Origin of the sequence: Streptomyces sp. Y7 (assembly GCF_043195415.1) — a bacterium.
Taxonomy (GTDB): Bacteria; Actinomycetota; Actinomycetes; order Streptomycetales; family Streptomycetaceae; genus Streptomyces.
Genome location: NZ_JBIDDQ010000033.1, coordinates 1 through 25,721, shown reverse-complemented (window position 1 = coordinate 25,721; position 25,721 = coordinate 1). Strand labels below are relative to the sequence as shown.

The following is a 25,721-nucleotide window of genomic DNA, read 5'->3' as shown; positions in this document are numbered from 1 at the left end:
GGTTGGGCCGGACCGCGGCCGCGGGTCCGTCGTGATTGATCGCGCAGTTCCCCGCGCCCCCAAGAAGGGCGTTGCAGGCGGGCTGCGCCATGACGTGACCGCAGCCGTCGCGACCGTTCGCGCAGTTCCCCGCGCCCCTGAAAACAGGTGGGCCACGAAGCACCTGCGGTCGCCGACGGCGAGAAGGGGACGTGCCGGGGGGTGTCCGCCCGCAGCGGCGGGCGTCAACGCAGGGCACCGTCTTGAGAGACAGCACCGCCCGACCGAGGACGGACACCCCCCCCCCCCCCCCCCCCCCCCCCCCCCCCCCCCCCCCCCCCCCCCCCCCCCGACCCACCCCCCACCCCGCAGGCGCTACCCGCACCCCCACCCAACCCGCACAGGCCGCCGCAGGCATCCCGCCCCCGCCACCGACGTCCCCGCAGGTCAACCCGATTGTCAGTCCCCGGGTGCAGGATGGACGCATGGTCAGCAACCCACACCGAGCCCTGGCCGGCTTCTCCCCCGCAACCCGCGGCTGGTTCACGGGCGCCTTCTCCGCGCCCACGCCAGCCCAGGCAGGCGCGTGGCAAGCCATCAACGAAGGCTCGGACGTGCTGGTCGTAGCCCCCACCGGCTCCGGCAAGACCCTCGCCGCATTCCTGGCCGCCCTGGACCAGCTGGCCTCCACACCCCCACCGGCCGACCCCAAGAAGCGCTGCCGCGTCCTCTACGTCTCCCCCCTCAAGGCCCTAGCCGTCGACGTGGAGCGCAACCTCCGCAGCCCCCTCACCGGCATCCGCCAGGAATCCGTCCGCCTGGGCCTCCCCGAACCCGAGGTGAAGGTCGGCATCCGCTCCGGCGACACCCCCGCCGCGGAGCGCCGAGCCCTCGCGACCCGCCCCCCGGACATCCTCATCACGACCCCCGAGTCCCTGTTCCTGATGCTGACGTCGGCCACCCGCGACGCTCTGACCGGCATCGAGACGGTGATCCTGGACGAGGTCCACGCGGTGGCCGGCACCAAGCGCGGCGCCCACCTCGCCCTCACCCTGGAGCGCCTGGACGAGCTCCTCCCGAAGCCGGCCCGCCGCATCGGCCTCTCCGCGACGGTCCGCCCGGTCGACGAGATCGCCCGCTATCTCTCCCCCCGCCGCAAGGTGGAGATCGTCCAGCCGAAGTCGGGCAAGGAGTTCGACCTCTCGGTCGTCGTCCCCGTCGAGGACCTCGGTGAACTCGGCGGCTCCCCGGTCGCCGACGGCTCCGAGGGCGCGGAACGCCCCTCGATCTGGCCGCACGTCGAGGAACGCATCACCGACCTCGTCCAGTCCCACCGCTCCACGATCGTGTTCGCCAACTCCCGCCGCCTCGCGGAACGCCTCTGCAACCGCCTGAACGAGATCGCCTACGAGCGGGCCACCGGCGAACCCCTGGACGAACACCATGCCCCGGCGGAGCTGATGGGCGGCTCGGGAGCAGCCCAGGGCGCGCCGGCGGTCATCGCCCGGGCCCACCACGGCTCCGTCTCCAAGGAGCAGCGCGCCCTCGTGGAGGAGGACCTCAAAGCGGGCCGCCTCCCGGCCGTCGTGGCCACCTCCAGCTTGGAACTGGGCATCGACATGGGCGCGGTCGACCTGGTCGTCCAGGTCGAATCACCGCCCTCCGTGGCTTCCGGCCTCCAGCGTGTGGGCCGCGCGGGCCACCAGGTCGGCGCCGTGTCCACCGGCGTGGTGTTCCCGAAGTACCGCGGCGACCTGGTCCAGGCGGCAGTGGTCACCGAGCGCATGCGCACGGGCTCCATCGAGTCGCTGAGGGTCCCCGCCAACCCCCTCGACGTCCTGGCGCAGCAGATCGTCGCGATGACGGCGATGGACACGTGGCAGTTCGACGACCTTCTCGCCGCGGTCCGCCGGGCCGCGCCCTTCGCGTCGCTCCCCGAGTCCGCCTTCACCGCGGTCCTCGACATGCTCGCCGGCCGGTACCCGTCCGACGCCTTCGCGGAGCTGCGCCCGCGCGTGGTCTGGGACCGTGTCGCCGGCACGATCACCGGCCGCCCGGGCGCCCAGCGCCTCGCGGTCACCTCCGGCGGCACCATCCCCGACCGCGGTCTCTTCGGTGTCTTCCTCGCCGGATCGGACCCGAAGAAGGGCGGCGGCCGGGTCGGCGAGCTCGACGAGGAGATGGTCTACGAGTCCCGCGTCGGCGACGTGTTCACGCTGGGCACGAGTTCCTGGCGCATCGAGGACATCACCCGCGACCGCGTCCTGGTCTCCCCGGCACCGGGCGTCCCGGGCCGCCTGCCCTTCTGGAAGGGCGACCAGCTGGGCCGCCCGCTCGAACTGGGCCGCGCGGTGGGCGCGTTCCTGCGCGAGGTCGGCTCCCTGACCAAGGACGACGCCCGTCTGCGTCTCGTCACCGCCGGCCTGGACGCGTGGGCGGCGGACAACGTCCTGTCGTACCTCGACGAGCAGCGCGAGGCATGCGGGCACGTCCCGGACGACCGCACGATCGTCGTCGAGCGGTTCCGCGACGAACTGGGCGACTGGCGCGTCGTCGTGCACTCCCCCTTCGGCGCCCAGGTCCACGCGCCCTGGGCCCTGGCCCTCGGTGCGAAGCTCTCCGAGCGGTACGGCATGGACGCGCAGGTCATGCACGCCGACGACGGCATCGTGCTGCGCCTGCCCGACGCCGATCTGATGAGCCTGGACCTGCTGGACCAGGAGCCGCGCAAGGCCGGCACGGAGTACGACGCGGACCAGGCGCCGGTCGGCGCGGCGGACGTCGTCTTCGACAAGGGTGACGTCGATCAGATGGTCACCGACCAGGTCGGCGGCTCGGCCCTGTTCGCGAGCCGGTTCCGCGAGTGCGCCGCCCGCGCGCTGCTGCTGCCGCGCCGCAATCCCGGCAAGCGCACCCCGCTGTGGCAGCAGCGGCAGCGCGCGGCCCAGCTGCTCCAGGTGGCCAGCGAGTTCGGCTCGTTCCCGATCGTCCTGGAGGCGGTCCGCGAGTGCCTCCAGGACGTCTTCGACGTTCCGGGACTCGTCGAGCTGATGGGCGACCTGGAGTCCCGCAGGGTGCGCCTCGTCGAGGTCACCACCCCCGAGCCGTCCCCCTTCGCCCGCTCCCTCCTGTTCGGGTACGTCGCCCAGTTCCTGTACGAGGGGGACTCCCCGCTCGCCGAGCGCCGGGCCGCCGCCCTGTCGCTGGACTCCCGATTGCTCGCCGAGCTGCTCGGCCAGGCGGAGCTGCGCGAGCTGCTCGACGCCGAGGTGCTGACCGAGCTGGAGCGTGAGCTGCAGTGGCTCACCGAGGACCGCCGTGTCAAGGACGCCGAGGGGGTCGCGGACCTGCTGCGCCTGCTCGGCCCGCTCACCGACGGCGAGTTGGCCGAGCGCGGTGCCGAGCCGCAGTGGGCTCAGGAGCTGGCCGGCGCCCGCCGGGCCATCAAGGTCCGCATCGCCGGCACCGACCACTGGGCGGCGATCGAGGACGCGGGCCGTCTGCGCGACGCGCTCGGCACAGCCCTGCCGGTGGGCGTCCCCGAAGCCTTCACCGAGCCGGTCAAGGATCCGCTCGGCGACCTCCTCGCCCGTCATGCCCGCACCCACGGCCCGTTCACCTCGGCCACGGCGGCCGCCCGCTTCGGCCTGGGGGTGGCGATCACCGACGGCGCCCTCCAGCGGCTGGCGGCCGGCGGGCGCGTCGTCCAGGGCGAGTTCCACCCGGCCGGCATCGGCCAGGAGTGGTGCGACGCGACGGTCCTGCGCCGTCTGCGCCGCCGCTCCCTCGCCGCGCTGCGGCACGAGCTGGAGCCGGTGCCGCCGGCCGCGCTCGCGCAGTTCCTGCCGCAGTGGCAGCACATCGGCAAGGGCCATGGGCTGCGCGGCATCGACGGGCTGGTCCGCGCCATCGAGCAGTTGCAGGGCGCGTCCGTGCCCGCGTCCGCCCTGGAGAAGCTCGTCCTGCCGTCACGCGTCGCCGGCTACACCCCGGCGATGCTCGATGAGCTCACCTCGGCCGGCGAGGTGGTCTGGGCCGGAGCCGGCTCGCTCCCCGGCAAGGACGGCTGGGTCTCCCTCTACATGGCGGACGCGGCCCCTCTGCTCCTGCCGCAGCCGCACCCGCTGGAGCTGACGGCACTGCACCAGTCCGTTCTGGACATCCTGTCCGGCGGCTACGGCCTGTTCTTCCGCCAGATCGCCGATCAGGTCCGCGCCACCACCCATCCCGACGCCACCGACCCTCAACTCGCCGACGCTCTCTGGGAGCTGGCGTGGTCGGGCCGTCTGACCAACGACACGCTCGCTCCGATGCGCTCCCTGCTGGGTTCCGGCCGCACTGCGGGCTCCACGGCCCACCGCGCCAAGCGCACCATCCCGCGGGGCCGCTACGGCTCCCTCACGTCCGCCGCCCGCCCCGCGTCCCGCACGGGCCCGCCGACCGTCGCCGGCCGCTGGTCGGTGCTCCCGGCACACGAGCCCGACCCCACCGTCCGCGCGCACGCCCTGGCGCGGACCCTCCTGGACCGGCACGGCGTGGTGACCCGGGGAGCGGTAGGAGCGGAGGGCGTCGAAGGCGGCTTCTCGGCGACGTACCGCATCCTGTCCGCCTTCGAGGACAGCGGCCAGGCACGGCGCGGCTATGTGGTGGAGGGGCTCGGCGCGGCCCAGTTCGCGATGGACGGCGCGGTGGACCGTCTCCGCGCGGTGTCCAACGCCCGTGACCGCGGTGACGACCTGCCTGCCCCTGACACCCTCGGCGCCTTCGACCCGGCGTCCTACGGCACCTCGGGGAATGCGGACGCCGGCCCGTCGGCGTACGACGGCCCCGACGGCGCCCCTTCGTACGACATCCCCGACCTCGACCACGATTTCCTCGACGCTCATCTCGGACCGAGCGAATGGGTCTCGCCCCGCGACCTCGCCGCCGAGAGTGGCCGACGCACCCCGCAAGGGCCCGCATGGCACAACGGCGGAGCCCAGTACGGCCCGGGCGCCGGCCCCGGTTCCGCCACCCGCCGCACCCGGTCCACCCCGGACACCAGAGCCGTAGTCCTCGCCGCCGCCGACCCGGCGAACGCCTACGGCGCCGCACTCGGCTGGCCGGAGCCCCCCACCGGCGCCGGCCACAAGCCGGGGCGCAAGGCGGGTTCCCTGGTGGTCCTCGTCGACGGCGAGCTGACTCTCTACATGGAGCGCGGCGGCAAGACCCTGCTGGCCTGGCCCTCCGCCCCGGACACGGAACCCACCGACGACCCACGCCTCCACGCGGCGGCGGAGGCCCTCGCCTCGGCCGCCCGTGCGGGCTCCCTCGGCACGGTCACGGTGGAACGGGTGAACGGCGCCTCGGCCCTGACCTCCCCCATGGGCACCCTCCTGGAGAGAGCCGGTTTCATCGCCACACCCAGAGGTCTGCGGCTACGAGCCTGACCGGCCGACCGCCCACCCGCGCAGGCCCTCGGCCCGTGCCACCCTTGACCCATGCCCGAAGGAGACACGGTCTGGCAGACCGCGAAGCGGCTCCACACCGCCCTCGCCGGCGGGACGCTGACCCGGAGCGACTTCCGGGTGCCCAAGTTCGCCACGGCCGACCTCACGGGCCGCACCGTCCTGAACGTCACCCCTCGCGGCAAACACCTCCTCACCCGCGTCGAAGGCGGCCTGACGATCCACTCGCACCTGGGGATGGAAGGCTCCTGGAAGGTGTTCACCGACCAGCAGCGCTGGACCGGCGGTCCCGTCCACCAGATCCGCGTGGTCCTCACCACCGCCCCCGGCCCGGACATCCCGGGCACCGCCGACGCCCGCCCCGCCCGCACGGCCGTCGGCTACCGCCTCCCGGTCCTCGAACTCCTGCGCACCATCGAGGAGGACCGAGCCGTCGGTCACCTGGGCCCCGACCTCCTGGGCCCGGACTGGGACCCGGACCGCGCCCTCGCCAACCTGCTCACCGGCCCCGCCCGCGCCCTCGGCGAGGCCCTGCTGGACCAGCGCAACCTCGCCGGTATCGGCAATGTCTACAAGAGCGAGCTCTGCTTCCTGCTCCGCGTCACCCCCTGGCTCCCCGTCGGCGCGCTCCCCGCCGAGCACACCGCCCAACTGCCGCTTCTCGCCAAGAAGCTCCTGGAAGCCAACCGCGACCGCCCGGTCCGCAACACCACGGGCCGCCGCGGCCAGGACCTCTTCGTCTACGGCCGCACCCGCCGCCCCTGTCTGCGCTGCGCCACCCCCATCCGCGCGGCCGACCAGGGCGACGGCTCCCGCGAGCGCCCCACCTACTGGTGCCCCAACTGCCAGGCGGGCCCGTCCCCGAGCCGGACGCGCGGCACAGCAGCCCCTCGCAGAACCCAACCGCGTACGACTAATTGACGCCCCGTCAGATCGACTCGTACCGTCCCCTCATGGCCGTTAAGGCGTACGACCTCACCGGACGCACCGCATTCGTCACCGGCGCCGCCAGCGGCATCGGCCGCGCCTCGGCCGTGCTGCTCGCCGAGGCCGGCGCGAGCGTGCACTGCGCCGACCGCGACGAGCAGGGCCTGCACGACACGGCGACCCTCATCAAGTCGAGCGGCGGCACCGCCCACGTCCACCACCTCGACGTCACCGACCGCACGCAGCTCCGCCAGGCCGTCGCCGCCTGCGAGCGGCTGGACGTGATGGCCGCGGTCGCCGGGATCATGCACAGCAGCCCGGTCCTGGAGACCCGCGACGAGGACCTCGACCGGGTACTGAACGTCAACTTCAAGGGTGTGCTGTACGCCTGCCAGGAGGCGGCCCGCGCGATGCTCGCCCAGCGCGTCAAGGGCAGCATCGTCACCATGGCCTCGGGCGCCGTGGACACCGGCGGCCCCGGGCTCCTCTGCTACGGCGCGGCGAAGGCGGCCGTCGTCCAGCTCACGAAGACACTGGCCACCGAGATGGGCCCGCACGGCATCCGCGTCAACGCCGTCGCCCCCGGCTGGATCCGCACTCGGATGACCGACCGCCACGACACCGCGGCGCAGACTCACACAGAGACGTTCATGGCGCGGATGTCGCCGCTGGGCCGCGTCGGTGAAGCGGAAGACGTCGCGCACGCGGTGCTGCACCTGGCGTCCGACGCGTCGTCCTTCACCACGGGCCAGATCCTGCGTCCGAACGGTGGTGTGGCGATGCCGTGGTAGCCGCCACCGCGGCCCGCCCCGTCCGCCCGGCCCGCCAGGCCCGCACCCAACGCCGAGGATCGACGGCGCCCACGGCCCGCGCCTTCGGCACACAGTGCACCGGCAGCAGGCTCAGCCCCCACCCCCCGGCGGCCACGCCCGCCTCCATCGCCCCCGCGTCCGGCGCCAGCGCGAGCCGCAGCACGGCCCACCACCACAGCGCCCCGAACCCGAGAGCCGCCCCCCAGCGCGCTATCGGCCCTGCCATCAGCTCACCTCCAGCCCGAGGCTAGGCCGCCCGCACACCGGCCGGGAGGGCGCAGCAACGGCACACGGTGACGGCGCGGGCCAACGCCTTCACGCCGTGTCGGGCACCGTCACACCCTCCACCTTGACCGCGCGACCACACCCCGGCAAACGGACCCGACGGCAACCGCCGGCCCCGGCCCCAGACAGCACGAAACCCCGGCCGCTCTTCTCCAGGTCTCCCTGGCGAAGCCCCGACCGGGGTCTCACACAACTCCTCAGCGCATGGTCAGCCCATGCGCACCGGCGTCACCGTCACGCGGCGACCACGTCCACCGCCTCGGAGGGCGCCTTGATGGTCACCCGTTCCGGTGGCACACCGGTCACCGACACGGAACCCAGCATCGGACGGACCGACGCGGGGACGGGCTCGCTGGGTGTGGCCGCAGCAGACTGGGCCAGCTCGGCGAGGGCGAGCTCGTCGCTCACTTCTCGCATGAGCTCGGACATCCGTACGTCCAGCGCGTCGCAAATCGCGGCGAGCAGCTCGGAGGAAGCCTCCTTCTGCCCCCGCTCCACCTCGGAGAGATAGCCGAGTGAGACTCGGGCGGACGAGGAGACTTCGCGCAGAGTACGGCCCTGGCGCTGGCGCTGCCGACGCAGCACGTCACCCAGCAGGCGACGGAGCAGAATCATCGGTGGCTCCCTCCTCGGACCGCGTAGCCGCATCCTTCACGCCCCACCGTACCGCCTTGCGCCGCGGCCGTGCGGGGAGCGATGTCGTGTTCACTCAGGGCTGCAAACATCAAAACCCCCCGTTCTGTTCCGTATCCTGTGCCCGCTCATTCCCACTGTGTTCGCCCGCAAGCTCCGTCAGGAGCAGTGCGAGTACGCTCCGTACACTCTCCATACGAATTTCCTCGCGGCCGCCGTTCAACCGCAGGGCCTCCACTTTTCCGCCACCGGCAGAACCGGAACCAGGACCGATCGGCCCGTCCAGGGCGACGAAAACGGTCCCTACGGGGTGTCCGTCCTGCATGTCGGGCCCCGCCACACCGGTGGTGGCGATGCCCCAGTCGGCACCCAGCGCCTTCCGCACGCCGGCCGCCATCTGGGCCGCGACCTGCGGATTCACCGCGCCGTGCTGCTCCAGCAGGGTGGCGTCGACGCCGAGTAGCCGGTGCTTCAGCTCGGTGGCGTAAGCGGTCACCGACCCCCGGAAGACCTTTGATGCCCCCGGGACGGTCGTGATGTCCGCCGCCACCAGCCCGCCGGTCAGCGACTCCGCCACAGCGAGCGTCTCACCGTTCACTGTGAGTAGTCGCACCACGTCGGTGGCCCGGGAACTCACGCTTCCGTCTCCTCCAACGCGGCCTTGCGCTCGGCGATTCCCTGCCTGCGCAGCACAATGGCTTGTCTCACATAGTCGAGCCCGGTCAGCACGGTCAGGACGACCGCACCGGCCATCACCCACCACCTCAGGGTGGCCAGCCACCCCGTCAGCGCCAGGATGTACATCCCGACGGCCACGCCCTGCGTGAGCGTCTTGAGCTTGCCGCCGCGGCTGGCCGGGATCACGCCGTACCGGATGACCAGGAAACGCAGGAGCGTGATCCCGAGTTCCCGGCCGAGGATGACGATCGTCACCCACCACGGCAGATCGCCCAGTCCCGACAGACAGATCAGCGCCGCACCCATGATCGCCTTGTCGGCGATGGGGTCGGCGATCTTCCCGAAGTCGGTGACGAGGTTGTACGTGCGCGCCAGATGACCGTCGAAGAGGTCCGTGATCATGGCGATGGCGAAGGCCGCCCAGGCGAGCGAGCGCCACGCCGGGTCGTAGCCTCCGTCGGCCAGCATCAGGGCCACGAACGCGGGCACGAGGACCAGGCGGAGCATGGTCAGGAGGTTGGCGATGTTCCAGACGCTGGCCTGGTTGACGGCCGCGGCCGCGATCTTCCCGCCGCGGGGCGACTTCGCCCCGCCCTCGGCGCCGCCCGCGTCGGAGCCGCCCGCCCTCGGGCCGACACCCTTGGACGCGCCGGCCTTGGACGAGCCCATCGCGCTCGCCTTGCCCGCCGCCGCACCCGCCTGGGAGCCGCCCGCGGCGGACGCCGGAACTCCGGTCATCTGTCCGCCTCCTCACTACACGCGAGCGAGCCCAGCAGCGGCTCGGCCACCAGGTCGACACCTTCCGTACCGACCACCTTCGCCTCGACCATACGACCGACGCGCAGCCCTTCGCCGCTCGTGAGCAGCACCTGGCCGTCCGTCTCGGGCGCCTGGTGCGCACCCCGGCCGTACGCGCCCTCCGCCGAGTCCTCGTCGTCCACGGACTCGACGAGCACGTGCACGGTCTCCCCGACGCGCTCCTCCGACCGCTGCGAGACAAGCTCCTCGGCCAGCCGGGAGACACGCGCCAGCCGCTCGGCGACGAGGTCCTCGTCGAGCTTGTTGTCGTACGTCGCGGCTTCGGTGCCGTCCTCGTCGGAGTAGCCGAAGACGCCGATGGCGTCCAGCCGCGCGTGGTTCAGGAAGCGCTCCAGCTCGGCCAGGTCGGCCTCGGTCTCGCCGGGGAAGCCGACGATGAAGTTGGAGCGGACGCCGGCCTGCGGGGCCTTGCCGCGGATGGTGTCGAGCAGCTCGAGGAACCGGTCGGTGTCGCCGAAGCGGCGCATCGCGCGCAGCACGTCCGGCGCGGAGTGCTGGAAGGACAGGTCGAAGTAGGGGGCGACCTTCGGCGTGGAGGTCAGCACGTCGATCAGGCCGGGACGCATCTCGGCCGGCTGGAGGTAGCTGACACGGACGCGTTCGATGCCGTCGACCTCGGCGAGCTCCGGCAGGAGGGACTCCAGCAGGCGGATGTCGCCCAGGTCCTTGCCGTAGGAGGTGTTGTTCTCGGAGACCAGCATGATCTCCTTCACGCCCTGTTCGGCCAGCCACCGCGTCTCGTTCAGCACATCGCTGGGCCGGCGTGAGATGAAGGAACCGCGGAAGGACGGGATGGCGCAGAAGGAGCAGCGCCGGTCGCAGCCGGAGGCGAGCTTCACCGAGGCGACCGGGGCGCCGTCGAGGCGGCGGCGCAGGGGCGCGCGGGGGCCGGAGGCCGGAGCGAGCCCTTCCGGGAGGTCGACGGGGGCGTGCCCGGGCAGCGCGACGTCGGCCGCGGACTCCTGCCGCTGGGCCGGGCTGATCGGCAGCAGCTTGCGCCGGTCGCGCGGGGTGTGCGAGGCGTGGATGCCGCCGGACAGGATGGTCTGGAGGCGGTTGGAGATGTCGGCGTAGTCGTCGAAGCCGAGCACTCCGTCGGCCTCGGGAAGGGCCTCGGCGAGATCCTTGCCGTACCGCTCGGCCATACAGCCCACCGCCACGACGGCCTGGGTTCTTCCACGGTCCTTGAGGTCGTTGGCCTCCAGGAGGGCGTCGACGGAGTCCTTCTTGGCGGCGTCGACGAAGCCGCAGGTGTTGACGACGGCGACGTCCGCGTCCGCGGCGTCCTCCACGAGGTCCCAGCCGTCCGCCTCCAAGCGGCCTGCGAGCTCCTCCGAGTCCACCTCGTTACGGGCGCAGCCAAGAGTGACGAGTGCGACGGTACGGCGTTCAGGCATGGGCTCAAGACTACTTTGTCTCACTGACAGCCCACGTCGACGGGGTTGGCCGATCTTGGCCAACCCCGTCCTCAGCTCGACCGTTCGGTCGGACTCATCCCGCCTGCGGGTCGCCCTTGGTGTACGTGAGGCGCTCCACGGCGCCGGGCTGCCAGTCGTCCTCGATCTTCTTGCCGTTGACGTAGAGGTCGATCGCGCCCGCGTCACCGAGGACCAGGTTGATCTTCTCGTTGTCCTGGAAGGTCTTGGTGTCGCCCTGCTTGAGGAGCCCGTCGAAGAGGAACCGGCCGTTGTGGTCCTTGGCCGCGATCCAGCTCCGTCCGTCGGCGGCGCTGACCTGGACGGTCACCTTGTCCTGCGGGACGGCGGCGATGGCGCTGTCCGACGGCTCGGGCTTCGGGTCCTTGGGCTTGTCGGTCTTCGGGGTGGGGGTGGTCTTGTCGGACGTCGGCGTCGAGCCGCCCTCGGCGACGGCCGAGTTGCCGCCGTCGTCGCCGCCCTTGAAGGCGGTGAACCCGACGAAACCGACCACGGCGACGATCGCGGCGACCATGGCCGCGGTCCAGTTCGGCCCGCGCCGCTCGGGACGGATGCGCTCCGCCTCGAACAGAGGGGCGGCGGGGGTCGGCGCCGGTCGCCCGCCGTGCGAGGCGTCGTACTGGGCGAGCAGCGGGGCCGGATCGAGGTGGACGGCCTTGGCCAGGGTTCGGATGTGACCACGGGCGTACACGTCGCCGCCACAGGGGGCGAAGTTGTCCGCCTCGATGGCCTGCACGATGGCGATGCGGACCCTGGTGGCGTTGGTGACGTCGTCGACGGTCAGCCCGGCATCGAGGCGCGCCTGCCTCAGGGCACGGCCGATCGAGGGGCGGGCTTCCTCGGATACGTCTTCGAACGGACGCTCGTCTTCAGGGGAGTTGCCGATGGACACGGGGGCGCCTTTCGAGCGTTTAAGCCACCTGTGCTGGAGGTTCAGTCTAGGGGGGTAACGAAAGGGTGGGGCAACCGGGCGGTGGGACTTTGTACGCCATCGGTATGGCCGGTCAGACCGATGGTGGGGTACGCGATTGTCGCTTCCCTCAACTTGACGTACGCCGAAGGGGAACGGTTGCTCAATGATCCCTTACGGGTGAGTCACGATCGGGCATCGGGCTCGTCGCCCACCCACCCGCGAGGCGACCACTTCAAGCTCGTATTCCGCGTGGGGCTCGCTTTATGCCTCCCCGCGGATCACGGCGAGCACTCCGTCCAGCTCATCAGCCTTCACAAGAACGTCACGAGCCTTGGATCCCTCGCTCGGCCCCACGATGCCGCGGGACTCCATGAGGTCCATCAGCCGCCCGGCCTTGGCGAACCCGACGCGCAGCTTGCGCTGCAGCATCGAGGTCGAACCGAACTGCGTGGAGACCACCAGCTCCGCGGCCTGGCAGAGCAGGTCGAGGTCGTCGCCGATCTCCTCGTCGATCTCCTTCTTCTGCTTCGTCCCGACGGTGACGTCGTCCCGGAAGACGGGCGCCATCTGGTCCTTGCAGTGCTGGACGACAACCGCGACCTCTTCCTCGGTCACGAACGCGCCCTGCATACGCGTGGGCTTGTTGGCGCCCATCGGCAGGAACAGCCCGTCGCCCTTGCCGATCAGCTTCTCGGCGCCGGGCTGGTCGAGGATGACCCGGGAGTCGGCGAGCGAGGAGGTGGCGAAGGCGAGCCGCGAGGGCACGTTCGCCTTGATCAGACCGGTGACGACGTCCACGGAGGGCCGCTGCGTGGCGAGCACCAGGTGGATGCCGGCGGCACGCGCGAGCTGCGTGATGCGCACGATCGCGTCCTCGACGTCGCGCGGCGCGACCATCATCAGGTCGGCGAGCTCGTCGACGATCACCAGCAGGTACGGGTACGGCTGGAGCTCGCGCTCGCTGCCCTCGGGTGCCTTCACCTTGCCGTTGCGCACGGCTTCGTTGAAGTCGTCGATGTGCCGGTAGCCGAACGCCGCCAGGTCGTCGTAGCGCAGGTCCATCTCGCGTACGACCCACTGGAGCGCCTCGGCGGCCCGCTTCGGGTTGGTGATGATCGGCGTGATCAGGTGCGGGATGCCCTCGTAGGCCGTCAGCTCGACGCGCTTGGGGTCGACGAGGACCATGCGGACGTCCTCGGGGGTCGCACGCATCATGATCGAAGTGATCAAGCAGTTAATGCACGAGGACTTACCGGAACCGGTCGCACCGGCGACCAGCACGTGCGGCATCTTCGCGATGTTCGCCATCACGTAGCCGCCCTCGACGTCCTTGCCGAGCGCGACCAGCATCGGGTGGTCGTCCTCGGCGGCGGCCGCCAGACGCAGCACGTCGCCGAGGTTGACCATCTCGCGGTCGGTGTTGGGGATCTCGATGCCGACCGCGGACTTGCCGGGGATCGGGCTGATGATCCGCACGTCCGGGCTGGCGACCGCGTACGCGATGTTCTTCGTGAGCGCGGTGATCCGCTCGACCTTCACGGCGGGCCCGAGCTCGACCTCGTAGCGCGTGACCGTCGGACCGCGCGTGAAGCCGGTGACGCGGGCGTCGACCTTGAACTCGGAGAAGACGGTCGTGAGCGAGTCGACGATCGCGTCGTTGGCGGCGCTGCGCGACTTGCCGGGACCGCCGCGCTCCAGGAGGTCCAGAGACGGCAGCGCGTACGTGATGTCTCCGGACAGCTGGAGCTGCTCCGCGCGCGGCGGCAGGTCGCGCATCTCGTCGGGCGCGGCCTTGGTGAGGTCCGGCACCTCGGACTTGGCGGGGTCGGGGACGGCGGTCTTCGGGAGCTTCTCCTGCTTGGGCCGCGCGGCCGGGACCGGCGTCGGCACCGGGGTCGTCTCCGCGCGGTCGCCCACGCTGACGCCCTGGGTGAGGTCGGCGACGATCGGCGACGGCGGCATACCGTGCAGGACGGCGCCGTCGAGCGCTGCCGCGGCCGCCGCGGCGACGTCCACAGCGTCCATGGGACGGTCCATCTCGGGCTGCGGCACCGCGGAGCGCCTCGGACGCCCACGACGCCGCGAGAGGGCCTGCTGCTCGGCGCCCTCGGGGTCGTACGCCTCGCGCGCCGGAGCCCGCTTGCGCCCGCGCGCCGCCGGCAGCGCCTCGCGCCACTGGTCGTCGTAGCGCTCGTCGTCGTCGCTGTACTCGTCGTCCTCTTCGGGGTCGGGCAGGATGCCGAGCTTGATGCCCAACTGCCGCAGCCGCTGCGGGATGGCGTTGACCGGGGTCGCGGTGACCACCAGCAGACCGAAGATCGTCAGCAGCACGAGCAGCGGTACGGCGAGGACGTCGCCCATGGTGTGCGTCAGCGGGGTCGCCGCGCCCCAGCCGATCAGCCCGCCCGCGTCCCTTATGGCCTGCATGCCGTCGCTGCGGGCCGGCGAGCCGACGGCGATGTGGACCTGGCCGAGCACGCCGATGACGAGCGCGGACAGGCCGATGACGATGCGGCCGTTGGCCTCGGGCTGCTCGGGGTGCCGGATGAACCGCACGCCGATGACCGCGAGCAGTATCGGCACGAGCAGGTCGAGCCGGCCGAAGGCGCCGGTCACGATGATCTCGACGAGGTCGCCGACGGGACCGCGCAGATTGGACCAGGTGCCCGCGGCGACGATCAGCGCGAGGCCGAGCAGCAGCAGCGCGATGCCGTCCTTGCGATGGGCGGGGTCGAGGTTCTTCGCGCCCTGCCCTATGCCGCGGAACACGGCGCCGACCGCGTGCGCGAGCCCGAGCCAGACGGCGCGCACGAGCCGGTACACGCCCCCGGTGGGGTTGGGCGCGGGCTTCGGGGGCGCGGCTTTCCTGGCCGCGGCCTTCTTCGCCGGCGCCTTTTTCGCGGGGGCTTTCTTGGCGGCGGCCTTCTTCGCCGGAGCCTTCGCGGAAGCGGCCGCCTTCTTCGCGGGCGGCTTCTTGGCTGCGGAGGAACGTGAGGCCATGGGTGTGAGGTTACCGGTGGAGAAGACAGTGGACACGTGTGCCCACTGCTTCACCCGTTCGTGTCGCCCTTGCGGAGGCGGCGAACTGACGCCGGTTCACGAGCCGGTCACGTACAGGACGGTCGGGCGCCGCCCACCCGCCAACCGGAGCCGACGGGGAGTCAGTTCTGCGACGGCACCGACGACGTGCTCCCGGTGCCCGGCTCCAGCGCGTCCAGCGCCCGCCGCAGCCCGGTGAGTTTGCGTTCGAGATGAGCCGCGGTGGCCACCGCAGCCGCGTCCGCCGAGTCGTCGTCGAGTTGCTTGGACAGCGCCTCGGCCTGCTCCTCGACGGCCGCGAGCCGCGCCGACAGCTCGGCGAGCAGCCCCGCCGGCTCCTTGGACTCGGCGCCCGCGGCCTTGCCGCCACCGCCCTCCAACTGGAGCCGCAGCAGCGCCGCCTGCTCCCGGAGCTGGCAGTTCTTCATGTACAGCTCGACGAACACGGAGACCTTCGCCCGCAGCACCCACGGGTCGAACGGCTTGGAGATGTAGTCCACCGCGCCGGCCGCGTAGCCGCGGAACGTGTGGTGCGGGCCGTGATTGATCGCGGTGAGGAAGATGATCGGGATGTCCCTGGTCCGTTCCCGCCGCTTGATGTGCGCCGCGGTTTCGAAACCGTCCATGCCCGGCATCTGGACGTCCAGCAGAATGACTGCGAAGTCGTCCGTCAGCAGTGCTTTGAGCGCTTCCTCCCCGGACGATGCCCGCACCAGGGTCTGATCGAGCGCAGAGAGGATCGCCTCCAGCGCCAGCAGATTCTCCGGCCGGTCATCGACCAGGAGGATCTTGGCCTTCTGCACCATGGCCCGCCCTCCTCGCCCCGGCAGTGCACCGGGCTCCGCCCCAGGGGACGACTCCCTTACGCCGCCCGCCCTCGTGCCGGTCATGGTAGCCGCACCCCGCCTGTCGCCACACCCTGTCACCGCGATGTCACTGTGCACGTAGCAGAAACGCAGCAGGAGACCAGAAGGTTCCCCGAATCCCGCACTTCTACACGGCTTCGAGCACACTGAGTCAGCAACTCCGTGTGAACACTTTCGGCTCTCGTCACTGGTCCCTCATCCACTGGTCCATCACCGCCAGGAGATGATCGGGATCGACCGGCTTCGTCACGTAATCGGAAGCGCCCGACTCGATCGCCTTCTCCCGGTCACCCTTCATCGCCTTCGCGGTCAACGCGATGATCGGAAGCCCGGCGAACTGCGGCATCCTGCGGATCGCCGTCGTCGTCGCGTATCCGTCCATCTCCGGCATCATGATGTCCATCAGGACGACCGCCACGTCGTCGTGCTGTTCCAGGACCTCGATGCCCTCGCGGCCGTTCTCGGCGTACAGCACCGACAGGCCGTGCTGCTCCAGGACACTGGTCAGCGCGAAGACGTTGCGGATGTCGTCGTCGACGATCAACACCTTCTCACCACCGAACCGGATCCCGCGACGCGATTTCGGAGCCGTTTCCTGCCGCTCCGGCGCCGGCCACTGCTCCGGCTGCGCCGGAGCCTGTTCCAGCTCGTGCACGGCCCTGCGACGGCGCCTGAAGAGCGCGGCGGCGCCGTTCTGGGTCTCCCGGTACGACCGCACCTCCGCCGGCGTCTCGACCTCCACGTCGGACAGCTCCGCGAGGTCGGCCGCGGCCACCAGATCGCCGGCGTTGAGAGCCGGCAGCTGCTGCTGGTAGCCGTGCGGCGGCAGCTCGCTGGGGTGCAGCGGCAGGTAGAGCGTGAACGTCGAGCCGCGTCCCGGTTCGCTCTGCGCGTGGATCTCGCCGCCGAGCAGCTGCGCGATCTCCCGCGAGATGGACAGCCCCAGCCCCGTGCCGCCGTACTTGCGGCTGGTCGTGCCGTCCGCCTGCTTGAACGCCTCGAAGATCACCCGCATCTTGCTGGCCGCGATCCCGATGCCGGTGTCGGTCACGGAGAACGCGATCAACGGCGCGCCCACCTCGGACAGCGAACCGGCCTCCAGCAGCTGCTCCCGGATGACCTGCGGTACGTCCATCCCGGCGGGCCGGATCACCAGCTCGACCGCGCCGGAGTCGGTGAACTTCACCGCGTTCGACAGCAGGTTCCGCAGCACCTGGAGCAGCCGCTGCTCATCGGTGTGCAGCGTGGCGGGCAGCTCCGGAGAGACCCGTACGGACAGGTCCAGGCCCTTCTCCGCGGTCAGCGGCCGGAACGTGGCCTCCACGTAGTCCACGAGCTGGACGAGCGCGATACGCGTCGGCGAGACGTCCATCTTGCCCGCCTCGACCTTCGACAGGTCCAGGATGTCGTTGATCAGCTGGAGCAGGTCGGAGCCGGCGCCGTGAATGGTCTCGGCGAACTCGACCTGCTTGGGCGAGAGGTTGCCCTCGGCGTTGTCGGCGAGCAGCTTGGCCAGAATCAGCAGCGAGTTCAGCGGCGTACGCAGCTCGTGCGACATGTTGGCGAGGAACTCGCTCTTGTAGCGCATCGAGACGGCGAGCTGCTCGGCGCGCTCCTCCAGGACCTGCCGCGCCTCCTCGATCTCGGTGTTCTTCACCTCGATGTCGCGGTTCTGCTGGGCCAGCAGCTCGGCCTTCTCCTCCAGCTCGGCGTTGGACGCCTGGAGGGCCTTCTGCCGGTTCTCCAACTCCTCGGAGCGGTCGCGCAGTTGCTCGGTCAGCTCCTGCGACTGCTTCAGCAGCACCTCGGTCTTGGTATTGACCGAGATCGTGTTGACGCTGGTCGCGATCATCTCGGCGATCTGGTTGAGGAAGTCCTTCTGGATCTGGGTGAACGGGGTGAAGGAGGCCAGCTCGATGACGCCGAGCACCTTGCCCTCGAACAGCACCGGAAGGACGATCACCTGCGCCGGAGGCGCCTCGCCGAGCCCGGAGGAGATCTTCAGATAGCCGCTGGGCGCGTTCTCCACGAGGATCGTGCGCTTCTCCTCGGCGGCCGTCCCGATGAGCGCCTCACCCGGCCGGAAGGACGTCGGCATGGAGCCCATCGAATAGCCGTACGACCCGAGCATCCTCAGCTCGTACGCCTCGTCGTTCTCCGCGGCCAGGTCCTTGCCGTCCAGGAGCGGCATGGCGACGAAGAACGCGCCGTGCTGCGCGGTCACCACCGGCGTCAGCTCGCTCATGATCAACGAGGCCACGTCCGCCAGGTCGCGGCGGCCCTGCATCAGCGCGGAGATCCGGGCGAGGTTGCCCTTGAGCCAGTCCTGCTCCTTGTTGGCGATCGTGGTGTCGCGCAGGTTGGCGATCATCTTGTTGATGTAGTCCTGGAGCTCCTGGATCTCGCCGGACGCGTCGACGTCGATCTTCAGGTTCAGGTCACCACGGGTCACCGCGGTCGCCACGCGCGCGATGGCGCGCACCTGACGCGTCAGGTTCCCTGCCATCTCGTTCACGGACTCGGTGAGGTCGCGCCAGGTTCCGTCGACGTCACGCACGCGTGCCTGGCCGCCGAGCTGTCCCTCGGTGCCCACCTCGCGGGCGACTCGGGTGACCTCCTCGGCGAACGACGACAGCTGGTCGACCATCGTGTTGATCGTCGTCTTCAGTTCGAGGATCTCGCCGCGGGCATCGATGTCGATCTTCTTGGTCAGGTCGCCCTTGGCGATGGCCGTGGTGACCATCGCGATGTTGCGCACCTGGCCGGTCAGGTTGGACGCCATGCCGTTCACGGAGTCGGTGAGGTCCTTCCACGTACCCGCCACACCCGGTACGTGCGCCTGGCCGCCGAGGATGCCGTCCGTGCCCACCTCGCGGGCCACCTTGGTGACCTGGTCGGCGAACGAACTCAGGGTCTTCACCATGGTGTTGAAGGTGTCGGCGAGCTGCTGGACCTCGCCGCGCGCCTCGATCGTCACCGTACGGGTCAGGTCACCGTTGGCGACGGCCGCAGCGACCTGGGAGATGTTGCGCACCTGCATGGTCAGGTTCTTGGCCATCAGGTTCACGTTGCCGCTGAGGTCCTTCCAGATGCCCGTGACACCCGGAACGTGCGCCTGACCGCCCAGGATGCCCTCGGTGCCCACCTCACGGGCCACCCGGGTCACCTGCTCGGCGAAGCTGGAGAGCTGGTCGACCATCGTGTTGACGGTCGTCACGAGCTCGAGGATCTCGCCCTTGGCGTCGACGGTGATCTTCTTCGACAGGTCGCCCTTGGCGACCGCGGTCGTGACCTCGGCGATCTGGCGCACCTGAATGGTCAGGTTGTTCGCCATGAAGTTCACGGACTGCGTGAGGTCCTTCCAGGTGCCGGAGACGCCCTGGACCTCGGCCTGACCGCCGAGCTGGCCCTCCGTACCCACCTCACGGGCGACCCTGGTGACCTCCTCCGCGAACGACGACAGCTGGTCCACCATCGTGTTCAGCGTGTTCTTGAGCTCCAGGATCTCGCCGCGCGCGTCCACGGTGATCTTCTGCGACAGGTCACCGCGGGCCACCGCGGTGGCGACCTGGGCGATGTTGCGCACCTGGGCGGTGAGGTTCCCCGCCATGCCGTTCACGGAGTCGGTCAGGTCCCGCCACACGCCGGCCACACCGGGCACCTGCGCCTGCCCGCCCAGCCGGCCCTCGGTGCCCACCTCGCGGGCCACCCGGGTCACCTGGTCGGCGAAGCCGGAGAGCTGGTCGACCATCGTGTTGATGGTGTTCTTCAGCTCCAGGATCTCGCCGCGCGCGTCGACGTCGATCTTCTGCGACAGGTCACCCTGGGCCACCGCAGTGGTGACCTGCGCGATGTTGCGCACCTGGGCGGTCAGGTTGCCTGCCATGCCGTTGACGGAGTCGGTCAGCTCCTTCCACGTACCGGCGACCCCCGGTACGACGGCCTGACCGCCGAGCCTGCCCTCGGTACCCACGTCCCGGGCCATCCGCGTGACCTGGTCGGCGAAGGACGACAGCTGGTCGACCATCGTGTTCACGGTGTTCTTCAGCTGGAGCATCTCGCCGGAGACGTCCACGGTGACCTTCTGCGACAGGTCGCCGTTGGCCACGGCCGTCGTCACCTGGGCGATGTTCCTCACCTGTCCGGTGAGGTTCCGGAACGCGGTGTTGACGGAGTCCGTCAGGTCCTTCCAGGTCCCGGCCGCGCCCGGCACCTGCGCCTGGCCGCCCAGCTCACCCTCGACACCGACCTCACGCGCGACCCGCGTGACCTCGGCACCGAACGCCGACAGCTGGTCCACCATGCCGTTGACGGTGTTCTTCAGCTCCAGCATCTCGCCGGCCACGTCGACCGTGACCTTCTGCGACAGGTCACCACTGGCCACGGCCGTCGTCACGGCGGCGATGTCCCTCACCTGAATGGTGAGATTGCGGAAGACGGTGTTGACGGAGTCCGTCAGGTCCTTCCAGGTGCCCGCGGCGCCCGGCACGTTCGCCTGGCCGCCCAGCCGGCCCTCGGCGCCGACCTCGTTGGCCACGCGGGTGACCTCGTCCGCGAAGATGCGCAGCGTCTCGGTCATCTGGTTGATCGTGTCCGCGAGCTGGGCGACCTCGCCCCGCGCCGACACGGTCACCTTCTGCGACAGATCACCGTTGGCGACCGCCGTCGTCACCTGGGCGATCCCACGCACCTGGGCCGTCAGGTTGCCGGCCATGAGATTCACCGAATCGGTGAGGTCCTTCCACACGCCGGCCACACCCGGCACCTGCGCCTGCCCGCCGAGCTCGCCCTCCGTGCCCACCTCGCGCGCGACTCGCGTCACCTCGGAGGAGAAGGACGACAGCTGGTCCACCATCGTGTTGACGGTGTTCTTGAGCTCCAGCATCTCGCCGGCGACGTGCACGGTGACCTTGCGGGACAGATCGCCCTTGGCGACCGCCGTGGTCACCAGCGCGATGTCCCTCACCTGCGCCGTCAGCCGGTAGGCCATCGTGTTGACGGAGTCCGTGAGGTCCTTCCACGAACCCGACATCCCGCGCACGCGTGCCTGCCCGCCGAGCTTGCCCTCGGTACCGACCTCGCTGGCCACCCGGGTGACCTCGTCGGTGAACGTCGAGAGCTGATCGACGAGGTTGTTCACCGTACGCCCGACCTTGAGGAACTCGCCCCGCAGCGGATGCCCGGTCCCGTCCGCGCCCTGCGTACGCAACTCCATGCGCGGCGACAGATCACCGTCCGCCACCGCGGACAGCACCCGGCCGACCTCGGAGACCGGCCGTACGAGGTCGTCGACCAGGGAGTTGGAGTTGTCGATCGCGGCTCCCCAGGAGCCCTCGCAGGCGCCCGTCTCCAGCCGCTCCGTGAGCTTGCCCTCCCGGCCGACCATGCGCCGCACACGCGCCAGCTCACCCGTGAGGTGGAGATTGCGGTCGGCCACCTCGTTGAAGACGGCGGCGATCTCCGACATCACGCCGTCGCCGGACACCGTGAGCCGCTTCCGGAAGTTCCCGTCGCGCATGGACACCAGTGCCGCAAGCAGCCGGTTCAGGGCAGCCGTGTCCACGGCAGTGGTCCCGCCACGCGCCTTGCGCTCGTTCCTCAGGGACTGTCCGCCTTTCGCGCGCGTCTTAGTGCCCCGCGTCGCTGCGCCAGACTCCACTGTGTCCCTCCCGCAGGGGTCGACCGTTATGCCGTGCTCGGGTTGCTGCTGCTCCGCGTACCCATTACTGCTGGGTATTCCTGCCGGATATACCAGGCCACACCACGTGCTGCTGCCCGCGGTACGCGACTCACACTCAGCCTGCCCGGACCTTCACAAGAAGCTTGCCCAGTGTTTCACCCTGCCTGAACCCGGCCATAACAGTTCGGCAGCTTCGCACATCGTCCGCACACCCTCTGGGCGGAAACACTGCAGACCGGCATCCGCATGGACGGCGAAGGTAAGTAACCTTGCATGCGGCTGTCCAGCCGCGCCGGTCCCGTCCGGCCTGGGCGGTGACAGGAGGAGCACGAGCGGGCATCGGAGGGGCAGCCGGACATGACCACCGGACTGATCCCGGGGGGACAATCCCCGGACCGGCCGACGGGGGCGCACATGCCGCACCAGCGGCGTGAGCCGGTCGGCCAGGTAGGCCTGCACGTCGACAACCGGACGAGGAGTTCAGTGATCACCGCGCGCGCGGCAGCCAGCTTCGATCCCGTCGGGCGATCGGTCGCGAGCGCCCGCTCCTTCGTCCGCGACACGCTGCAGGGCTGGGGTTTCGCCGACATCGTCGACGACGCCGTCGTCCTCACCAGTGAACTGGTGACCAACGCCGTCGTGCACGCCGGCACCTCCGCGGACGTCCTGTGTCTGCGCAGTGAGGAAGGTGTACGAATCGAGGTGGCCGACCGGTATCCGGAGCGCGAGATCCCGCTCCAGGGCTCACCGGTCAACATGGGCAGCCCCGACCGCGAGGGCGGCCGCGGCCTCCAGCTCTGCGCGGCCCTCGCCGGCCGCTGGGGCGTCGAGTACACCCCCACGCACAAGCAGGTCTGGTTCCAACTCGACCTCCCCGCACGCCCGGTGGGCACGCGCGCCGCCGGCCCTTCGCTGCCCTCCGACCTCCTCCCGCTCGCCGACGGCCGGGTCCGCGTCGCGGTCGTCCAGATCGACCGCACGGGCTCCATTTCGTCGTGGAACGAGGACGCCGAGGAGCTCTTCGGCTACGCGGCCGAGCAGGTCACCGGCAAGCCCCTCACGGACCTCGCGGCCTGGCCGCACACCCCGGGCACCAGCACCGGCATCGCGGAGGCCCTCCAGCTCTCACGCTGGGAGGGCAGCTACGGCATCAGGGGCGCCAACGGCCGCGTCACCCCGGTGTACGCCTCTCATCTCCGCGTCCGCGACACGGGCGGCGAACCCTCCACGGTCTGCCTCCTGGTCCGCGACCACGAACGCGCCGTCCTCCAGACCCCGCTGCGGGTCCCCGCCTCCGACGCGTCCAGCGAGTCGACGAGCACCGACCCGTTCGAGGTGTTCATCGGCTCCCCGGCCCCGGACGACCTCGACGGCCTCCTCCAGCGCACGGTGGAACGCGCCCGGGACATGCTGGACGGCGACTCCGCGTTCCTGCTCCTCGCGACCGACGACGAGACGGAGTTGGAGGTCCGCGCGTCCACCGGCCTGCCCTCCGCCCGCCAGCGCTTCGCGCGCGTGCCCGTCGAAGCCGGCCCCGGCCGCTACGGCTCCGCCCGGATGCCGGCGGTCCACGAGGACCTCACCATGGTCCCCGGCGCCGTACCCCTGCTCCGCGGCACCGGCATGCGCTCGGTCGTCACGGTCCCCCTGAAAGTCGAGGGCCGCCTGACCGGCTCCCTCGGCGTCGCCGCCGAGGGCCCCGCGAGATACTCCAACGAAGAGGCCCTGCGCCTGCAGTTCGCCGCCGACCGCATCGCGCTCGCGGTCGAATCGGCCCGCCTGGGCGAGCTCGAACGCCTGCGCCGCGGCTCCCTCAGCTTCCTGGTGGAGGCCTCCGACCTCCTCGCCGGCACCCTGGACCGCGACCAGACCCTCGCCCTGATGGCACAGATGACGGTCCCGACCCTGGCCACCTGGTGCGCGGTCTACACGATCGCCGACCAGGCCTCGGAGCCGTACCTGTCCTACGTCCTGCACGAGGACGAGGAACTCATCGACGGCATTAAGTCACTGCTCTCGAAGATCCCCCCGCCGGACCCGGTACCCACCCCGGGCGCCCGGGTCTGGTCGGCCCCCGCCGAATCCGCCCACCAGGCCGCCCTGCGCACCTCCATGCGCAGCCTCGGCCTGGGCGAGCCCGTCGGCCGCATCAGCGCCGGCATCGGCCCCACGCTGGCCACGGCGTCCGCGGTCGGCGGCGAGACGGTCGTCCTGCCCCTGGTGGCGCGCAACCGCGTCATCGGCATGCTCACCCTCGGCAAGCCCACGGACGAACACTTCCGCCAGGAAATCCTGGAGTTGGCCGAGGACCTCTCCCGAAGGGCCGCTCTGGCCCTGGACAACGCCCGCCTCTACTCCGAGCGCACCGCCATCAGCCAGTCCCTCCAGCGCAGCCTCCTGCCGCCCGAGCTCCCGGAGATCGACGGCGTCGAGGTCGAGGTCATCTACCGCGCGGCCGGCGAGGGCAACGAGGTCGGCGGCGACTTCTACGACCTCTTCCCGATCAGCGACGGCGCCTACGGCTTCGCCATCGGCGACGTCTGCGGTACGGGCCCGAACGCGGCGGCGGTCACCGGCCTCGCCCGGCACGCCCTCCGGCTCCTGGCGCGCGAGGGCCTCAGCGGCCCCGCGGTCCTGGAGCGCCTCAACTCCGCGATCCTCGACGAGGGCGCCCGCAGCCGCTTCCTGACCCTCCTCTACGGCGAGTTGAGGCCACAGGAGGACGGCAGCGCCGAACTGAAGGTGGTCTGCGCCGGCCACCCGCTGCCGCTCCGCCTGCGCCAGGACGGCACGGTCGAGCCGGCCGCGGAACCCCAGCCGCTCCTCGGCGTCATGGAGGACCTGGAGCTCTACGAGCAGACGGTCACCCTCGACCCGGGCGATGTCCTGCTCTGCGTCACGGACGGTGTCACCGAACGCCGCGAAGGCAGCCGCATGCTGGGCGACGACGGCCTCACCGACGTCCTCACGACCTGCACCGGCCTCACAGCCGGCGCTGTGGCGGCCCGCATCATGCGCGCGGTCGAACGCTTCGCCTCTGACGCCCCGTCCGACGACATGGCGATCCTGGCGATGCGGGTGCCGGGCATCCACAAGGACTGAGGCAGGCTGGAACAAGGGCATGAGAAAGGCCCCGCCCGAATGGGCGGGGCCTTCTGCGTGGAGCCCCCAAACGGAATCGAACCGTTGACCTTCTCCTTACCATGGAGACGCTCTACCGACTGAGCTATAGGGGCCTGCTGCCCTTTGCGAAGTTTCCCTCGCGGCAACGGAATAGATCATACCCTGAACGCGCCATGCTCCCAAACTCGCTCAGAAGGCGGGCTGAAGCAGTCCTCCCAGCGCATTACAGGCAGACACGATGCGCTGCATGTCGCGCTTGGTCAGGGAAGCGTCGACCGGCAGAGCCAACGTTTCATCAGAGGCTCGCTCGGTCTCCGGCAGGGACACGCACCGCCGGAACTCAGGCAGCCGATGCACGGGCGTCTTCACCGGCACCCGGCACTCAACTCCCCTGGCCCGCACGGCCCGAGCGAAAGCGTCCCGATCCGGCCGCCCGTTCCCCGGAACCCGCACGACGTACTGCTGGTAGGTGTGCCCGTCGCCGCCGTCCGGCGTGTACACACCCTTGAGCTTCGCATCCAGGTACGAGGCCCGCTGCCTGCGCTGAGCGATCTCGTCGTACGGAGCCTCGGACTCACCCTGCTCCAGCACCAGCAGCCCGTGCCGCTGACCGATCTCGTGCAACCGCGCGATATCAGCCGACCGACCGAAACGGTGTACGGCGACGACGGCGGCCGTGCGCTGAGTGACCACCGCCTCGACAGCGGAGCCGTCCAGGCAGTACGTCACCGGATCTATGTCGGCGAACACCGGCAGCGCTCCGGCCAGGACCACGGCCTCGGCGACTTCGACGTTCCCGAAGGCCGGTACGACAACCTCATCACCGACACCGACGCCGGCGGCCCTGAGCATTGCAGCAGTACCCATGTGGGTGATGTTGGTTGCGGAACGTGAACGTCAGGTGACGGACAACAAAAAAGGGTTGGACCCAGAACCGAAGTTCAGGGTCCAACCCTATAAAAGGAGTTCGGCGGCGTCCTACTCTCCCACAGGGTCCCCCCTGCAGTACCATCGGCGCTGTAAGGCTTAGCTTCCGGGTTCGGAATGTAACCGGGCGTTTCCCTCACGCTATAACCACCGAAAC

The 25,721-nt window shown here is 70.6% G+C and carries 14 protein-coding genes, 1 tRNA gene and 1 rRNA gene; 4 read left to right on the top strand and 12 right to left on the bottom strand.

The genetic code is table 11. The annotated features are described in order from the left end of the window. The first annotated feature begins 464 nt into the window (after nucleotides 1-464). Genes ACGFW6_RS40435 through ACGFW6_RS40425 form a run of 3 tightly spaced genes read left to right on the top strand, consistent with a single transcriptional unit; the run spans nucleotide 465 to nucleotide 7,144 of the window. Nucleotides 465-5,408, top strand: a complete 4,944-nt coding sequence (locus tag ACGFW6_RS40435) for an ATP-dependent helicase (protein ID WP_393521548.1) — start codon at nucleotides 465-467, stop codon at nucleotides 5,406-5,408. A gap of 51 nt (nucleotides 5,409-5,459) precedes the next feature. Further along, nucleotides 5,460-6,347, top strand: a complete 888-nt coding sequence (locus ACGFW6_RS40430; protein ID WP_393521546.1) for an Fpg/Nei family DNA glycosylase — start codon at nucleotides 5,460-5,462, stop codon at nucleotides 6,345-6,347. 32 nt (nucleotides 6,348-6,379) lie between these two features. Next, nucleotides 6,380-7,144: an SDR family NAD(P)-dependent oxidoreductase gene (locus tag ACGFW6_RS40425; RefSeq protein ID WP_393521544.1), complete on the top strand. Its 765-nt coding sequence runs from the start codon at nucleotides 6,380-6,382 to the stop codon at nucleotides 7,142-7,144. Here ACGFW6_RS40425 and ACGFW6_RS40420 read toward each other — a convergent pair. The 9 genes from ACGFW6_RS40420 to ACGFW6_RS40380 form a co-directional block, all read right to left on the bottom strand. Next, on the bottom strand, nucleotides 7,092-7,391 hold the full coding sequence (locus ACGFW6_RS40420) for a hypothetical protein (protein WP_393521542.1): 300 nt from the start codon (nucleotides 7,389-7,391) through the stop codon (nucleotides 7,092-7,094). The genes ACGFW6_RS40425 and ACGFW6_RS40420 overlap by 53 nt on opposite strands. A gap of 293 nt (nucleotides 7,392-7,684) precedes the next feature. Beyond that, nucleotides 7,685-8,065, bottom strand: a complete 381-nt coding sequence (locus ACGFW6_RS40415) for a helix-turn-helix domain-containing protein (protein ID WP_030046881.1) — start codon at nucleotides 8,063-8,065, stop codon at nucleotides 7,685-7,687. Nucleotides 8,066-8,174: 109 nt separating this feature from the next. Beyond that, nucleotides 8,175-8,720, bottom strand: a complete 546-nt coding sequence (locus ACGFW6_RS40410; protein WP_393521540.1) for a CinA family protein — start codon at nucleotides 8,718-8,720, stop codon at nucleotides 8,175-8,177. After that, nucleotides 8,717-9,499: a CDP-diacylglycerol--glycerol-3-phosphate 3-phosphatidyltransferase gene (pgsA, locus tag ACGFW6_RS40405; RefSeq protein WP_393521538.1), complete on the bottom strand. Its 783-nt coding sequence runs from the start codon at nucleotides 9,497-9,499 to the stop codon at nucleotides 8,717-8,719. Before pgsA ends, ACGFW6_RS40410 begins: the two co-directional genes overlap by 4 nt. Then, nucleotides 9,496-10,977 (bottom strand): 30S ribosomal protein S12 methylthiotransferase RimO, encoded by a 1,482-nt coding sequence (gene rimO, locus ACGFW6_RS40400; RefSeq protein ID WP_393521536.1) that lies wholly within the window; start codon nucleotides 10,975-10,977, stop codon nucleotides 9,496-9,498. The genes pgsA and rimO overlap by 4 nt, the downstream gene beginning before the upstream one ends. Nucleotides 10,978-11,071: 94 nt before the next feature. After that, nucleotides 11,072-11,908, bottom strand: a complete 837-nt coding sequence (locus ACGFW6_RS40395) for a helix-turn-helix domain-containing protein (protein ID WP_393521534.1) — start codon at nucleotides 11,906-11,908, stop codon at nucleotides 11,072-11,074. 282 nt (nucleotides 11,909-12,190) lie between these two features. After that, nucleotides 12,191-14,929 (bottom strand): DNA translocase FtsK, encoded by a 2,739-nt coding sequence (locus ACGFW6_RS40390; protein ID WP_393521532.1) that lies wholly within the window; start codon nucleotides 14,927-14,929, stop codon nucleotides 12,191-12,193. 161 nt (nucleotides 14,930-15,090) lie between these two features. Then, nucleotides 15,091-15,774, bottom strand: coding sequence for a two-component system response regulator (locus ACGFW6_RS40385; protein WP_393521530.1), 684 nt, complete (start codon nucleotides 15,772-15,774; stop codon nucleotides 15,091-15,093). A gap of 244 nt (nucleotides 15,775-16,018) precedes the next feature. Beyond that, nucleotides 16,019-21,493, bottom strand: a complete 5,475-nt coding sequence (locus tag ACGFW6_RS40380) for a HAMP domain-containing protein (protein WP_393521528.1) — start codon at nucleotides 21,491-21,493, stop codon at nucleotides 16,019-16,021. Between the two features lie 378 nt (nucleotides 21,494-21,871). On the opposite strand from ACGFW6_RS40380, the gene ACGFW6_RS40375 reads away from it, so the two are divergent. After that, nucleotides 21,872-24,616, top strand: a complete 2,745-nt coding sequence (locus ACGFW6_RS40375) for a SpoIIE family protein phosphatase (protein ID WP_393521526.1) — start codon at nucleotides 21,872-21,874, stop codon at nucleotides 24,614-24,616. A 58-nt stretch (nucleotides 24,617-24,674) separates the two neighbouring features. On the opposite strand, the gene ACGFW6_RS40370 is transcribed toward ACGFW6_RS40375, so the two are convergent. The 3 genes from ACGFW6_RS40370 to rrf all read right to left on the bottom strand — a co-directional run bounded on the left by ACGFW6_RS40370 (nucleotide 24,675) and on the right by rrf (nucleotide 25,719). After that, nucleotides 24,675-24,750: transfer RNA gene (locus ACGFW6_RS40370), tRNA-Thr, on the bottom strand. A gap of 76 nt (nucleotides 24,751-24,826) precedes the next feature. Further along, nucleotides 24,827-25,489 (bottom strand): DegT/DnrJ/EryC1/StrS family aminotransferase, encoded by a 663-nt coding sequence (locus ACGFW6_RS40365; RefSeq protein WP_393521658.1) that lies wholly within the window; start codon nucleotides 25,487-25,489, stop codon nucleotides 24,827-24,829. A gap of 113 nt (nucleotides 25,490-25,602) precedes the next feature. Beyond that, nucleotides 25,603-25,719 (bottom strand): 5S ribosomal RNA (rrf, locus tag ACGFW6_RS40360). Nucleotides 25,720-25,721 lie beyond the last annotated feature (2 nt).

Coding starts and splice junctions, on each gene's coding strand:
- ACGFW6_RS40435 (WP_393521548.1), top strand. CDS start 465: ATGGTCAGCAACCCACACCGAGCCCTGGCCGGCTTCTCCCCCGCAACC.
- ACGFW6_RS40430 (WP_393521546.1), top strand. CDS start 5,460: ATGCCCGAAGGAGACACGGTCTGGCAGACCGCGAAGCGGCTCCACACC.
- ACGFW6_RS40425 (WP_393521544.1), top strand. CDS start 6,380: ATGGCCGTTAAGGCGTACGACCTCACCGGACGCACCGCATTCGTCACC.
- ACGFW6_RS40420 (WP_393521542.1), bottom strand. CDS start 7,391: ATGGCAGGGCCGATAGCGCGCTGGGGGGCGGCTCTCGGGTTCGGGGCG.
- ACGFW6_RS40415 (WP_030046881.1), bottom strand. CDS start 8,065: ATGATTCTGCTCCGTCGCCTGCTGGGTGACGTGCTGCGTCGGCAGCGC.
- pgsA (WP_393521538.1), bottom strand. CDS start 9,499: ATGACCGGAGTTCCGGCGTCCGCCGCGGGCGGCTCCCAGGCGGGTGCG.
- rimO (WP_393521536.1), bottom strand. CDS start 10,977: ATGCCTGAACGCCGTACCGTCGCACTCGTCACTCTTGGCTGCGCCCGT.
- ACGFW6_RS40390 (WP_393521532.1), bottom strand. CDS start 14,929: ATGGCCTCACGTTCCTCCGCAGCCAAGAAGCCGCCCGCGAAGAAGGCG.
- ACGFW6_RS40385 (WP_393521530.1), bottom strand. CDS start 15,774: ATGGTGCAGAAGGCCAAGATCCTCCTGGTCGATGACCGGCCGGAGAAT.
- ACGFW6_RS40375 (WP_393521526.1), top strand. CDS start 21,872: ATGACCACCGGACTGATCCCGGGGGGACAATCCCCGGACCGGCCGACG.
- ACGFW6_RS40365 (WP_393521658.1), bottom strand. CDS start 25,489: ATGCTCAGGGCCGCCGGCGTCGGTGTCGGTGATGAGGTTGTCGTACCG.